Source organism: Dyella sp., from assembly GCF_035508675.1.
GTDB lineage: Bacteria > Pseudomonadota > Gammaproteobacteria > Xanthomonadales > Rhodanobacteraceae > Dyella_B.
The window spans coordinates 1-13,299 of sequence record NZ_DATJMN010000220.1; the positions used below are offsets into that span (position 1 = coordinate 1).

16 protein-coding genes are annotated in these 13,299 nt (G+C 62.6%); 10 read left to right on the top strand and 6 right to left on the bottom strand.

Annotated features, from left to right (window positions below):
* The coding region (locus VMA74_RS11520; RefSeq protein WP_325367069.1) for a chromate transporter at positions 1 to 580 on the top strand (580 nt) is incomplete at its 5' end.
* A 122-nt stretch (positions 581 to 702) separates the two neighbouring features.
* Here the strand turns inward: VMA74_RS11520 and VMA74_RS11525 are convergent.
* From VMA74_RS11525 to VMA74_RS11545, 5 genes are all read right to left on the bottom strand, one after another.
* Positions 703 to 1,482 (bottom strand): hypothetical protein, encoded by a 780-nt coding sequence (locus tag VMA74_RS11525; protein ID WP_325367071.1) that lies wholly within the window; start codon positions 1,480 to 1,482, stop codon positions 703 to 705.
* A 543-nt stretch (positions 1,483 to 2,025) separates the two neighbouring features.
* A complete protein-coding gene (locus VMA74_RS11530; RefSeq protein WP_325367072.1) occupies positions 2,026 to 2,376 on the bottom strand; it encodes a hypothetical protein in 351 nt (116 codons plus the stop codon).
* Between the two features lie 157 nt (positions 2,377 to 2,533).
* Positions 2,534 to 3,031, bottom strand: coding sequence for an arsenate reductase ArsC (locus tag VMA74_RS11535; RefSeq protein ID WP_325367073.1), 498 nt, complete (start codon positions 3,029 to 3,031; stop codon positions 2,534 to 2,536).
* Complete coding sequence (locus VMA74_RS11540; protein WP_325367074.1) at positions 3,031 to 3,507, bottom strand: ArsI/CadI family heavy metal resistance metalloenzyme; 477 nt, start codon at positions 3,505 to 3,507, stop codon at positions 3,031 to 3,033. The genes VMA74_RS11535 and VMA74_RS11540 overlap by 1 nt, the downstream gene beginning before the upstream one ends.
* Positions 3,507 to 3,845 carry a metalloregulator ArsR/SmtB family transcription factor gene (locus VMA74_RS11545; RefSeq protein WP_325367075.1) on the bottom strand — a complete coding sequence of 113 codons (339 nt, stop codon included), beginning with the start codon at positions 3,843 to 3,845 and terminating at the stop codon, positions 3,507 to 3,509. Before VMA74_RS11545 ends, VMA74_RS11540 begins: the two co-directional genes overlap by 1 nt.
* Positions 3,846 to 4,078: 233 nt before the next feature.
* Here VMA74_RS11545 and VMA74_RS11550 point away from each other — a divergent pair, with 233 nt between their 5' ends.
* From VMA74_RS11550 to VMA74_RS11560, 3 genes are read left to right on the top strand one after another with little or no spacing between them, the layout of a single operon-like run.
* Complete coding sequence (locus VMA74_RS11550) at positions 4,079 to 4,897, top strand: polysaccharide deacetylase family protein (RefSeq protein WP_325367076.1); 819 nt, start codon at positions 4,079 to 4,081, stop codon at positions 4,895 to 4,897.
* On the top strand, positions 4,894 to 6,165 hold the full coding sequence (locus VMA74_RS11555) for a putative glycoside hydrolase (RefSeq protein WP_325367077.1): 1,272 nt from the start codon (positions 4,894 to 4,896) through the stop codon (positions 6,163 to 6,165). Before VMA74_RS11550 ends, VMA74_RS11555 begins: the two co-directional genes overlap by 4 nt.
* Complete coding sequence (locus tag VMA74_RS11560; RefSeq protein WP_325367078.1) at positions 6,117 to 8,510, top strand: serine hydrolase; 2,394 nt, start codon at positions 6,117 to 6,119, stop codon at positions 8,508 to 8,510. The genes VMA74_RS11555 and VMA74_RS11560 overlap by 49 nt, the downstream gene beginning before the upstream one ends.
* Before the next feature lie 38 nt (positions 8,511 to 8,548).
* On the opposite strand, the gene VMA74_RS11565 is transcribed toward VMA74_RS11560, so the two are convergent.
* A complete protein-coding gene (locus VMA74_RS11565; protein WP_325367079.1) occupies positions 8,549 to 9,679 on the bottom strand; it encodes an alkene reductase in 1,131 nt (376 codons plus the stop codon).
* Between the two features lie 262 nt (positions 9,680 to 9,941).
* Between VMA74_RS11565 and VMA74_RS11570 the strand changes: the two genes are divergently transcribed.
* The 6 genes from VMA74_RS11570 to VMA74_RS11595 are packed head-to-tail and all read left to right on the top strand — an operon-like array spanning position 9,942 to position 13,291.
* Entirely contained in the window at positions 9,942 to 10,277 is a 336-nt protein-coding gene (locus VMA74_RS11570; protein WP_325367080.1) for a hypothetical protein, read from the top strand.
* A 15-nt stretch (positions 10,278 to 10,292) separates the two neighbouring features.
* Positions 10,293 to 11,678 carry a F0F1 ATP synthase subunit beta gene (gene atpD / locus VMA74_RS11575; protein ID WP_325367081.1) on the top strand — a complete coding sequence of 462 codons (1,386 nt, stop codon included), beginning with the start codon at positions 10,293 to 10,295 and terminating at the stop codon, positions 11,676 to 11,678.
* Positions 11,675 to 12,079 (top strand): hypothetical protein, encoded by a 405-nt coding sequence (locus VMA74_RS11580; protein WP_325367082.1) that lies wholly within the window; start codon positions 11,675 to 11,677, stop codon positions 12,077 to 12,079. Before atpD ends, VMA74_RS11580 begins: the two co-directional genes overlap by 4 nt.
* The gene (locus VMA74_RS11585; RefSeq protein ID WP_325367083.1) at positions 12,076 to 12,357 is read left to right on the top strand and encodes an AtpZ/AtpI family protein; all 282 of its coding nucleotides are present in this window, start codon (positions 12,076 to 12,078) and stop codon (positions 12,355 to 12,357) included. Before VMA74_RS11580 ends, VMA74_RS11585 begins: the two co-directional genes overlap by 4 nt.
* The gene (locus tag VMA74_RS11590; protein WP_325367084.1) at positions 12,357 to 13,028 is read left to right on the top strand and encodes a F0F1 ATP synthase subunit A; all 672 of its coding nucleotides are present in this window, start codon (positions 12,357 to 12,359) and stop codon (positions 13,026 to 13,028) included. The genes VMA74_RS11585 and VMA74_RS11590 overlap by 1 nt, the downstream gene beginning before the upstream one ends.
* Complete coding sequence (locus VMA74_RS11595; protein ID WP_325367091.1) at positions 13,025 to 13,291, top strand: ATP F0F1 synthase subunit C; 267 nt, start codon at positions 13,025 to 13,027, stop codon at positions 13,289 to 13,291. Before VMA74_RS11590 ends, VMA74_RS11595 begins: the two co-directional genes overlap by 4 nt.
* Positions 13,292 to 13,299: the final 8 nt, after the last annotated feature.

Genomic DNA, 13,299 nt, shown 5'->3' on the forward strand with positions numbered 1-13,299 from the left:
TGCGCTGCTCTTGCTCGCCTTAACGCTTGCGCCCAGTTTGCCGCCGTTGGGGCAAATCGCCGCTGCGTTCTATCGCACCGGCGCCCTGGTGTTTGGCGGCGGTCATGTCGTGCTGCCCTTGCTCAAGCAGGCCGTCGTCGCACCCGGTTGGGTAGGCGAGGATACGTTCCTCGCCGGCTACGGTGCAGCGCAAGCCGTACCCGGCCCGATGTTTACCCTGGCAGCGTTTCTTGGCGAACAATCCCAGGGCGGTCACGGTGGCGTGCCGGGTGCAACGATCAGCCTGCTGGCGATCTTTTTGCCCGGCCTGCTGCTGGTATCGGGTGCGTTGCCGTTCTGGCGCACATTGGCTTCCCGTGACCAGGCGGCGCGCATGCTGGCCGGCGTGAATGCGGCGGTGGTGGGGCTGCTGGCCGCTGCACTCTATAACCCCGTGTGGATCAGCGCGGTGCACGACAGCAAGGATTTCGCCATCGCAATGGTGGCTTTTACGTTGCTGGTCGCAGCACGCTGGTCCGCGCTATCGGTCGTGGCGTGGTGCGTGATCGCTTCGATGGCCTGGCTTTTGATCGGCGTGTAGGCGGCAATGAAATCCCGACATGCCAGGTGAACAAACACCGGTTGCAAGCGTGGCAAAGCCGACTTACGTCCCCTGACATGGATCGCAAACGAGATGGAAGCCGTTGTTAATGCCGCTAACCGTTATGTAAAAAGCGTATCGGGGCTAAATGTTGAACCGTTGCTATCGGCCAAAAAATGGTCGTTCTCCCAAGTAGACCATGCATCGTCCGCATTGTTTTGCGCATTTGTGAGCGCCACTGCCGATTGCGCAGCTTGGCCTGTGTCCGAAGGGCAACTAGATACTGGTACCGTTAGTGGAGAAATCATCAATGCTGGCGACAAACCAGCGGTTGGCTTTTGTTTCGCTTGAAGTTTTTTTGCTTGAAGCAAGCTTCCATTGACCCATATCTGCAAAGTGTTGCTTATGCTGTGTTTGCGGGGTGTGGAATTAGTGGCATCCAGGGTGTCCCTCACTATCCTCCCCTGCTCAGGACGTTTCATTGAATAATCCTGGTCGTAACTAATCGTGTACGGCCCGCTTGATAATTCGTAATCTTTGGACAAGTCAACGGTCTTGCGAACCGATTGCCCTGGAAGCAAATGGATGAAGTCATCCTTTGTGAAATTCAAATATTTGCCAGAATCACCCCTATAAGGAACTCGATGCCCTCGACTATCTTTGACAGAAAAGATAGCTCCAGGAAGGCGACCAGTTGGCATCTGAGCAAAGGGAGTCAATGGCTTCAAGATATCTACCGGCTCATCACCATCGTTTGTTAGCGCAAATACAACCACGCCAGTTTCTTTTGCAGTTGAATCTTTTGGCTCCGCGATGGTGACCTTCAAAGACTGTGTCGCATGGGCTGCACCCACGGCAGCAAGTGCCAGCACTAAAGCGCCTACCTTGTAATAATTGAACACTTGAAACCCTCCAGTCCGTGTGTATGGGATTCATGCCAAGGCGCCTGTTAGGGCGCCCCAAATTTGCATGCTGTCGGCAGCAATCATTCTTCAATCCTTAGTCCTAATGCTGCTGTCGTTACGCGACAGTGGAAGCGTGGGTAAGTCTTGGGGTCGTAGCGGAGCCCCGTCGCAATATGGGCGACCGGACGCCCGATCAGGCGCCGTTCGGCGGCTCGTTCCCAGCCAGCAATGCCTGCGGGTATGTGCAAGCCCCAATGTCCCGAACTGGGGATGCTCTGGTTAATTCAGCGTAGGCCGCAGAGGTTCTGTGTGTTCGCAGAGCACAGGGCCATCGGCGAAGGCAGACTGGCGGTCTGTCGAGACGATGGACCGAAGCTATGCGGACTCACAGGGCCGCTGCGGCCTGCGGTGGATTAAATCAGAGCATCCTTAGGTGGGGGCGTGGCAAGATGGCACGCCTCCGCAGGGAGCTTGCATAGATTGGCAGCACCAGCCTACGAACTCATCGCGATAGTTCTGCATGCCCAGTGCAGGCGGCTGTCACGGTTCGCTGAAGCCCATGTGCAAGGTGATCTTGTCGCCCGCTTTCAAATTAGCTTCGGATGACGGCGGGAAATGCACCTTCAGGTTCATGCCTTCGGACTCGACCTCGATGATGCCGGTGCTCTTGTCGACCGACGTCACCGTAGCAGGCATGGCATGCATGCCCATCATGTGATGCATCGCCTTCATGCCGGACTTGCCGCCGTGCATGCCACCCATCATCGAACCCATGCTGGAGCTGGAACTGCTCGGCATGGTGTCTTGCGCAAGCGCGGCGCCACTCAAGACAAGCGCGCCGAGCATCGGTACCAGGACTTTGGCAAGCGTAATCTTGGCAAGCGTTTTCATCGTGGTTCTCCCCATAGCGTGGTTGATGGGAAACAGCGGCGGGATTATGCACCGGAAGGGCAAGACATGTGCCCTTTCCCCGCGGACCATCGCCATGCACACGCATTCTTCACATACGCGCAACATTCGTAGGCTGGGGTTTCATCCCACCATCGGCTCAGTGTTCCTGCTGGCCGATCGCGCCCAGTTCGTGCTGCAGCGACATGCGATCGAGTTTGTCGACCGGCAGCGCGAGCAGCAGCTCCACGCGTTGACGCAGCATCGCCCATGCGGCCTTGAAAGCTTGCCTGCGCGCTTCTTCGGATTCGGTGACCGCAGCAGGATCGGGCACGCCCCAATGCGCAGTCACCGGTTGACCGGGCCATACGGGACACACTTCGCCGGCTGCGTTATCGCAAACGGTGATGATGAAATCCATCTTCGGTGCGCTTGCACCCGCGAACTCATCCCAGCTTTTGCTGCGCAGCGGTTCGTCATAGCCGATCGCCTTCGCCATCTCGGCCGCGATCGGCTGCACCTTGCCGCTCGGGAAACTACCGGCGCTATAGGCGTGAAACCGGCCTTTGCCCATGACATTGAGCAATGCCTCGGCGATGATGCTGCGCGCGGAATTGCCGGTGCAGAGAAAGAGCACGTTGTAGGTATGGTTATCCATCAGCAGCACGCCCCCACCGCATCCGGGCCGCAGGTTTTCTTGGACGATGAAACGGCAGGACCGCAACATGTGCCCGCCGATGCATCGGCTTGCGCAGGCGCATGGGTGTAGGTGGTGGCTTCGCCCAGGGTGTGGAAGGTTTCCCAGCGCACGCCTTGCGGGTCTTCGGCCCAGAATTTGTCGGAGCGTGCGTAGCAGCACGTCGTGCCCTGCTCCGCCAATGCCACCGCATCGGCGGCGAGCAGGCGTTCGCCGATAGTGGTCAATTCCGTTTCATCGTCGGCCTGCACGCCCAGATGATCGATACCGGCCGGACGGCCGCGCTGAGAGATGGCGAAATTCACGCGCGGATCGTCCAGCATCCATTTCGCGTAATCAGGCTTCACCACCGAGGGCGTGGCGCCGAACAAAGTCGTGTAGAAGCGGATGCTGTCGTCGAGATGTTCGACATTGACGTGAACGTGGAAGCGTTTCATCACTTTCTCCGAACAGGTTTGCAGGCGGATGCGGGTTTACAGGCTGCGCTGGACGAACCGGCACAGCAGTTCTCGGTAAGAAATCCAATGAGTGCGTTCATTTGTGCGTAGTTGGCGCGGCACAGGATCACCCGGCCGCGCCGCTCATCCAGCACCATGTCGGCGCGACGCAGGATGTTGAGGTGATTGCTGAGCGTGGCGCCGGCCATGCCGGTGGCTTCGGCCAACTCACCCACCGACATGCCTTCGTCGCCCGCCTCCACCAGCAGGCGGAAAAGCGTGAGGCGGCTCTCATGCGCGAGCGCGTTGAAACAGTCGAGGGCGGTGTTTGATTCCATATTTCCAGAATAATGGAAATATATTCCGCGTCAAGTGGATGCTACTTCAGCGCAGGTCGTCATGCCGTTGAAGACGGAATGAAGATTCGTCACCCCGGCAAATCAAGGAACCGTAGGCAGGATGAAATCCCAGCATGAGCCACGCCACCAAAGCCGGGATTTCATCCCACCCACGACCGCAATTGATCTAAATCACATGTACGGCCCGGCAACCCACGCACGATAAAGCACACATGGAACGTGCCGAGGTCAGCATGTACAAAAAAATCCGACGGCGAATCATCGGCACGATGCTGGCCTTCCTGTGCGGTCTGGCGTGGCTGGGCACCGCACCGGCAAGTGAAGCGGGGGTTCCCATCCTGGTGTATCACCGCTTTGCCGATAGCGTGAACGATTCGATGACGGTGCGCGTCAGCACGTTCGAAACCCAACTACGTTTCCTGCAGGAGCACGGCTATCACATCGTACCACTGCGTGCGGCGGTCGAATGGCTGCGCAACCCGAACGCCGTGTTGCCGGCAAAACCGGTAGTCATTACGGTCGACGACGGCCATCGCTCGGTGTTCGAGAAATTGTTGCCGATCGTGCTGCGCGACCGTTTTCCGGTCACGCTGTTCATTTATCCATCAGCCATCTCCAACGCGTCGTACGCGCTCACCTGGGATCAACTTCGCGCGCTCAAGCAGACCGGATGGTTCGATATCCAGTCGCATACTTATTGGCACCCCAATTTCAACACCGAGCGCAAGCACCGCAGCGCGGCGGACTACCTGCAGTTCGTGCGCTGGCAACTGGACGCCTCGCGCCGCCGCATCGAGTCCGAAACCGGCGCGCACGTGGACATGCTTGCGTGGCCATTCGGCATCGTCGACGACGAACTGATGGTGCTGGCCAGCCAGCAGGGCTACGTGGCAGCCTTTACGCTGCAGGCTCGCCCAGCCGAGCGGCATGCGCCGTTGCTGGCGTTGCCGCGCTTTTTGATGGTGGATGCCTATGGACCGAATGCGCTCGCCCACCTCCTTGGCGAAACCACGACGAGGAAGGCGCCATGAGCGGTTCCAACCGGCCCACGCTGCACGCCTTGCTGGCAATATTTGCTGCCGTTGCGCTGCTGGCAAGCCCGGCCGCCCTGGCGGTGAGCGGCGTCGTGATCGACCAGGCCACGCAGCAACCGATCGCCGGCGCCATCGTCACGACATCGGCCGGCGTCATCCTTACCGACGAGCATGGGCAGTTCGCGATCGACCAGGCGGTAACCGATATCGCCGCGCGTGCGCCCGGCTATCTGCGCACCAGCATGAAGGTGTCCGGCGACGAGCCGATCACGCTCACGCTGGCGCCGTTCCGCCCCACGGCGGTTTATCTGTCGGTGTATGGCATCGCCAGCAGCAGCCTGCGCGGGCAAGCCATCGGCCTGGCCAAGAACACCGCGATCAATGCGCTCGTCATCGATGCCAAAGGCGATCGGGGGCTCACGCCCTATCGCAGCGCTGCACGCGAGGCGATCGGCGCCGCCGCCAAGGTAAGCGCGCGTGCGCCGTATATCCAGGATTTTCCTGGCCTGATCGCCCAACTGCACGCGCTGCATCTGTATCTGATCGCGCGCATCGTGGTGTTCAAGGACGAACCGCTGGCCGAAGCGCATCCCGAATGGAGCGTGCACAATGCGCAAGGCAAGCCATGGCGGGATCGCGAGGGGCTGCAGTGGATGGACCCGTTTTCGCGCGAGGTCTGGCAGCACAATCTCGATGTAGCCGAAGAGGCGGCGCGCATGGGCTTCGACGAAATCCAGTTCGACTACGTGCGCTTTCCCGACCAGGCCGGTCTGCGCTTTGCGCTGCCGAACACGCGCGACAACCGTACGGCGGCGATCACCGGTTTTCTGCAAGCGGCGCGCGCAAGGCTTGCGCCGTACAACGTGTTCGTCGCGGCCGATATTTTCGGCTATGTCTGCTGGAACACCAATGACACGGCGATCGGCCAGCAGATCGAGCAGCTTGGCGCAGCGCTCGACTATATTTCGCCGATGCTGTATCCGTCCGGCTTTACCTGGAGCTTGCCTGGCGTGGCCAATCCGGTCGCCGAACCGGGACAGATCGTCGCGCGCTCGCTGGCCGCAGCGATACGGCGAACCGGGCTTGCGGGCGTGCGCTTTCGTCCATGGCTGCAAGCGTTTCGCGATTATGCGTTCGACCGCCGCGTATTCGACGCCACGGCGATCCGCGCGCAAACCGATGCCGCCGATGCCGCCGGCACCGATGGATGGATGTTATGGAATCCGCGCAACCAGTACGACGCCAACGACCTGCCCCGCCATTGATCGGGCCGTTCCGGCGCTGGCTGCCGATCGGCTTGATCGCGCTTGCAACGGCCGCCTCGCCGGTCATGGCCGCCGATCTCGATCCGGCCGCAGAACAGCAACTCCAGCAGATCGTCAGCGGCCAGATCGCTGCCCACCGTATCCCGGGCGCCGTCATCCTGATCGGCGATGCCGAGCAGGTCTACTATCGCCAAGCCTTCGGGCAGCGCGCCATCGTGCCGGCAGCCGAGCCGATGACCTTGGATACCGAATTCGATCTCGCCTCGCTCACCAAGGTGATCGCGACGACCACCGCGATCATGCAAGTGGTTGAATCCGGCCGCCTTCGCCTGGATGCGCCCGTTGCCTATTATTGGCCGGCCTTTGCCGCCAACGGCAAGCGGACGGTCACGGTGCGCCAGTTGCTCGCGCACACATCAGGTCTGCGACCGGACTTGCGCGCCCTTCCGCGTGAACCGGGCCAGCAAGCCGTGCTGCGCGCGATCGCGGCGGAACCGCTGCTCAGTCCGCCGGGAGCCAAGGTCATCTACAGCGACCTCAACTTCATCGTGCTGGGCGAACTGGTGCAACGCCTGACGCACCAATCGCTGGATGCCTACTGCCGTGCGCATATCTTCAAACCGCTCGCCATGCAGGACACAACCTTCCTGCCCAACGCCCGATTGGCCGCACTCAGTGCACCGACCACCGCGGATGCCAGCGGCATGCGGCGCGGACGCGTCCACGATCCCACCGCAAGCCGGATGGGCGGGGTTTCCGGCCATGCCGGGCTGTTTTCCACCGCCGCCGATCTTGCCCGCTTTGCGCAGATGGTGCTTAACGATGGACACGCAGGCCGCCAACGCATCTTGCGGCCGGCAAGCATCAGGGCGCTGGCATCCGTGGCTTCGCCGCTTGCGGATACCCCGTGGCGCGGCATCGGCTGGGAGCTGGCCCCACCGTTCGTCGCCAATCAGGACCGCTTGCCGCCCATCGGCGCCATCGGCCATACCGGCTACACCGGTACGGGTTTGTGGATCGATCTGGCGACGCGGCAATTCGTGGTCATCCTCACCAATCGCGTGCATCCGGACGACAGCGGCGATGCGCGCCCATTACGCGCGCAAGTGCTCGCGCTACTGGCCAGCCGCACGGCGCCGATGACCACGGGCGACATGGGCCGCCGCTTGCCATGGACATTGCCGACACTGCGGGATGTATCGCGCTTGCCGACTTCGACCGGCCCGGTACGAACCGGCATCGACGTGCTGGAAGCGCAGCAGTTCGCGCCGCTGGCCGGCATGCGCGTCGGCCTGGTTACGAACCGCAGCGGTTTCGATACACAAGGCAGGCGAACCGTCGACATGCTCGCGCGGGCTCCGGGCGTGACACTTGCGGCGTTGTTTTCCCCGGAGCATGGATTGAATACCGACGTCGATGCGCCGGTCGGCGACACGCGCGATGCGGCCACCGGCCTTGTCGTGCACAGCCTGTACGGCACCAACCAGCACTTCCCTGCCCGCTCGCTCGATGGCCTTGACGCGCTGGTGTTCGATATCCAGGATGCCGGCGTGCGCTTCTTCACCTACGAGACGACACTCGGCTATGCGCTAGAAGCCGCCGCGGCATACCATGTTCCCTTGTTTGTGCTGGACCGGCCGGACCCGCTCGGTGCGGATCGATTCGGCGGCCCGGTGCTCGATCGCGGACGCGAGTCGTTTACCGGCTATTTCCCGCTGCCGTTGCAACCGGGCATGACGGTGGGTGAATTGGCCGATCTGTTCAATCGGGAAAAGCATCTAGGTGCGGATCTGCGCGTCATCCCCATGCAGGGTTATGCGCGTTCGATGCACATGGCAGATACCGGTTTAGGCTGGGTGCCGCTCTCGCCCAACTTGCGAACGCCTGCGCAGCTCGACCTGTATCCGGATGTCGCCTTGCTTGAAGGCGCGAATGTGAGCGTGGGACGCGGCACGCCGCATCCGTTCGAGTGGGTCGGTGCACCGTGGATCGATGCAACAAAATGGGCCAACGCATTGAACGCGCTCGACCTTGGCGCGCACTTCGATGCGATCGATTTTGTCCCGACCGAATCGACCTGGCACGGTCAGCTTTGCCATGGCGTGAGCATCCGGCTGGCTGCAAAGGCCAATCGCCCTGTCGCACGCGTGGGGCTCGCGCTGTTGTCGACCCTGCACGCGCTTTATCCGGGAACGTTCAACCTGGCGGCAACGCGTGATTCGGTGGGGTCGGCGGCGCTGTGGCAGGCGCTGGATGAGGGTGCGACGCTCGACCAACTGGAGATGATCCAAGCTGGGCAGGATGCTGGCTTTGCGCCGCTGCGGGAGCGGTATCTACGCTATTGATACCGAACTGCCGGCGTAGGCTGCGATGCAATCCCAGCCTACGATGCCGTCCCAACCTTCGCGGAAAGACAAGGATAATCGGTGTAGCCCTTGGCGCCGCCGCCGAAGAACGTGCTGTGATCGGGCGTATTCAAGGGCGCGCTGCGCTTGAAGCGTTCCACCAGATCGGGATTGGCGATGTAGGCGCGGCCGAACGAGACCATATCCGCGCGGTGACGGCGGCACGCATCCTGGGCCATCCCTAGGTCGTAGCCGTTGTTGGCGATGTAGCGGCCCTTGAACATGCGCCGCAGCAACTGCAGGTCGAAACCGCCGAACACGTCCCGCGGTCCTTGCGGCGTGCCTTCGATGACATGGATATAGCTCACACGAAAGGCGTTGAGCTTTTCCACGACGTAGCCGTAAAGGCTCTCCGGATCGCTGTCCAGCGAACAATCATTGGCAAAGCCCAGCGGCGAGAGCCGCACACCGACGCGTGAAGCGCCCATGACGCTGGTCACGGCATCCACCACTTCGAGCAGAAAGTGCGCACGATTTTCGACGGAGCCGCCGAAGTTGTCCTCGCGCTCATTGGTGCTGTCGCGTAGGAACTGCTCGATCAGGTAACCGTTCGCCGCATGGATTTCCACGCCGTCAAAACCAGCCTGCAATGCGCGCCGTGCCGCTTGCCGATATTGCTCCACGATGACATAGATCTCGCCGGTCGTCAGCGCGCGCGGTTTCACGCAGTGCCTGAAACCGTCATGGGCATACACGCGCACGTTCGGACGGATCGCCGAAGGTGCTACCGGCAGCGCGGCATGGGGTTGCAGTGCCGGGTGCGAAATGCGCCCCACGTGCCACAGCTGCGGATAGATGCGTCCGCCACGTGCATGCACCGCATCGACGATGGGCCGCCATGCCGCGGTTTGCGCATTGTCGTAAAGGCCCGGCGTGCGCATATAGCCGCGTCCCTGGGCCGAGATGTTCACGCCCTCGGTAATGATCAGCCCTGCCGATGCACGCTGGGTGTAGTACTCGGTCATCAACGGCGTCGGCACGCCCTCTTCCGTCGCCCGGCTGCGCGTGAGCGGTGCCATCACGATGCGATTGGCGAGCAGGTAGGGACCGAGCTGGATGGGCTCGAACAGGTCTTCCACGTGCATGACATGGGCAGTCGATTCGGACATGGCGCCCTCCGGCATCAGCCGTCGCAAACTGGGGTGCGTTTACGCTAAGCCTTTCCACGCATGCGGTAGTGATCGAAATCAACTGCGCGATGGTTGGCTGCGACGTCGCATGAGCAGGATGAAATGCCGGCACCCGGCGAGCCCAAGAATGCGGGGATGTCATCCCCACCTACCCCGCTCCTGGAGAAGTTGACATCGATCAATACGCACCGCCGCCGTCGCATGCCCAATGGAACGGCATCCCATCAACCGTGGCATACCGATGAGCTCAGCGCAGATCCTGAAAATCCGCATCGTCGGCGACGAGGCACGCGCCGAGGCGCTGATGAACATGATTCACGACATGGACGGCGTGGCGCAGGTGGAGGCGATGCCGCTGCCTGATGCCGGCCAGCCCGCCATTTGCCATATCGAAGTGGCCGTGGCCGATGCCGGCACCGCCTGGCGAATCCGCAGCTTCGCGGCCGGTGCGGCGATGCTGATGGATGCGATGGCCGAGTTCGTCGATCAGCCGCTTGACGCCCCGCGGCGCGAACCGGAAACAAGGCCGGAACAGGCGCGCAGGCTGGGATGCCATCCCAGCTTGCGGACTGCTTGAACCAAGCAGCTCGCCATGACTGCCGACACCCCAAGCACCTGCATCGGCCACGTCGAATCCGTGCAAGGTTCGGTGGTCGACATTCATTGCATACGCCCGCCGCTGTTGCGCCAAGCCTTGCATACCTCGCTCGGCGGCACGTCCGTCCAACTGGAAGTGCAGCAGGAACTGGATGCGCAGCGCGCCAGGACACTCGCGCTTGGCCGCACCGCCGGCATGCGCCGCGGACAGCCGGTGTTCGATACGCAGGCGCCGGTGAGCGTTCCGGTAGCGCCAAGCGTGCTGGGGCGGCTGCTCGACGTGTTCGGCCAGCCGCTGGATGGCGGCGCACCCGTTGCGGCCGAGCGCTTTGAACCGATCACCGGCCGCCCGGTGCCACTCAGCGAAACCCGCCCGCTCAGCGGCATTCTGGAAACGGGCATCAAGGTGATCGATCTGCTGTGTCCGTTTGCGCGCGGTGGCAAGACCGGCTTGTTCGGCGGCGCCGGCGTCGGCAAGACCGTGCTGATCATGGAATTCATGCACGCCATCGTGCAACTGCACCGCGGCGCCAATGTGTTTTGCGGTGTCGGCGAGCGCATCCGCGAAGGGCATGAGCTGTGGCATGACATGCGCGATGCCGGCGTGATGCCGCACACCTTGATGGTATTCGGCCAGATGGATGAAGTGCCCGGCGTGCGTTTCCGCGTCGGCCTTACCGGCATCACCTATGCCGAATACCTGCGCGATACCTTGGGCAGCGACGTGCTGTTTCTGATGGACAACGCCTTCCGCTTTGCGCAAGCGGGCAGCGAAGTGTCCGGCCTGCTGGGGCGCATGCCGGCCACGGTCGGCTACCAGCCCACCCTGCTCTCGGAAATCGCCGAGCTGGAAGAACGCATCTGCTCCACCCAAAGCGGCAACATCACCTCGGTGCAGGCGGTCTACGTGCCGGCGGACGACATGACCGATCCGGCCGTGATCGCCATCCTGGCGCACCTGGACACCAGCGTGATTCTTTCGCGCGAGCAGGCGGCGCTGGGCATCTACCCGGCGGTCGATCCGCTGGCCTCGCGCAGCCGCCTGCTCGATCCGGCGATCGTCGGTGCACGCCATTACCAGGTGGCCACGCAGGTGCGCGAGCATCTCGCCCGCTACAAGGAACTGGAAGACGTGATCGCCATGCTGGGCATCGAAGCCCTGTCCGCGGCGGATCGCAAGCTGGTGTTGCGCGCGCGCCGCCTGCAGCGCTACATGTCGCAGCCTTTCGCAGTGGTCAGCGCCAGCACCGGCATGCCCGGCGTGAGCGTGACGTTGGAGCAGACCCTGGCCGATTGCGAAGCGCTGCTGGCAGGACGCTACGACGAGCTTCCCGAAGCGCAGTGCTACATGCGCGGACGCCTGGCGGGAGATGGCGCATGAACACCTTCGACGTCCACGTGCTGAGCCCGCGCGCCAGCGAACGCATCACCGGCGTGGCGGCGTTCGTGGGCGAAGATCCCAGCGGCCAGTTCGCCCTTCGCGCGAACCACGAATGCTTTATCACCGCGCTGGTGCCAGGCTTGTCGCGCCTGCGCTACGCGGACGAGCACTGGGACTATCTGGCGCAACCGGGCGGCGTGCTGTACTTCGCCGAGCATGCCCTGACCTTGGCGACCCGCGACTACCTGCGCAGCGACGACCTGCATACGGTGAGCGATGCGCTGAGCACGCGCCTGATGGTGGAAGAGACGGCGCTGGGCCAGTTGCACGAACAACTGCGCCAGCTCGAGCGCGAGATGCTGCGCCGGCTGTGGCAACTGCAGCGGGAGTCGGCACGATGATCACGCCGACCGACCGGCACTGGCACCGCTCGATCCTGCGCGAGGTGCGCCGCACGCTTCGCGCACAGCGCGAGCGGCAGGGCCTGATCGGCCAATCGCTGTACCTGGGCACGCTCGGCCTGGTGTTCATGCTGCCGGTGGTGGCGTGCACCTACATCGGGCTGTGGATCGACGAAAAGCTGCCCGGCTATTCGGTGCAAGGCACGCTCAGCGGCATCGTCATCGGCATCGCGGTCGGTGCGCTGAACGTGTACCTGATGGTGCGGGAGCGGCGCTGATGGAACCGAGCCTGGTCATCTTCCGCATCGGCGCCTTGCTGGTCACCAGTACGGTGGTGATGACCTGGGGCATCATGGCCGTCATCGTGCTGGTCTGTTGGCTCGGCACGCGCCACCTGAAGCAGTCGCCGGATCGCTGGCAAAGCGCCTTGGAAGGCGTGGTGCTGACCATGCAGCAGGCCATCGAAGACATCGCGCCCGGCAAATCGCCGAGCCTGCTGCCGTTCGTCGGCAGCCTGTGGATCTACCTGGTGTTCGCCAACCTGGCCGGGTTGGTTCCGGGGCTGCATTCGCCGACCGGGCAACTGTCGGTGACCAGCGGCCTGGCGATCCTGGTGTTCCTGGCCACGCACTGGTTCGGCATTCGCGCATCCGGTTGGCTGCCATATCTGAAGCACTATGTGCAGCCCAACCCGATCCTGCTGCCGTTCAACGTCATCAGCGAAATCTCGCGCACGCTGGCGCTGGCGGTGCGCCTGTTCGGCAACATCATGAGCCTGGAGATGGCGGCCCTGCTGGTGCTGCTGGTCGCCGGCCTGCTGGTGCCGGTTCCCTTGTTGATGCTGCACGTGGTGGAGGCGCTGGTGCAGGCCTACATCTTCGGCGTGCTGGCGTTGGTCTATATCGCGGGCGGCCTGGAAGCGCACGCCGACGGAGGCTCTCCATCATGAAAGACATGAGCGTATTCGCATTGTTTTCCACCTTGGGCGCCTTGTTGGCGATCGCCCTGGGTGTGATGTTTCCCGCGCTGGCCATGGGGCGCGCGATCAGCCGCGCACTGGATGCGCTGGCGCGCCAGCCGGAGGCGGAGAAATCGATCTTGCGCGCCTTGTTCATCGGCCTGGCGATGGTCGAATCGCTGGCCATCTACGTGCTGGTGATCGTGCTGATCGTGCTGTTCCGCAATCCCTTGCTGGCCTATCTGCTGAAGTAGGCCTGCCG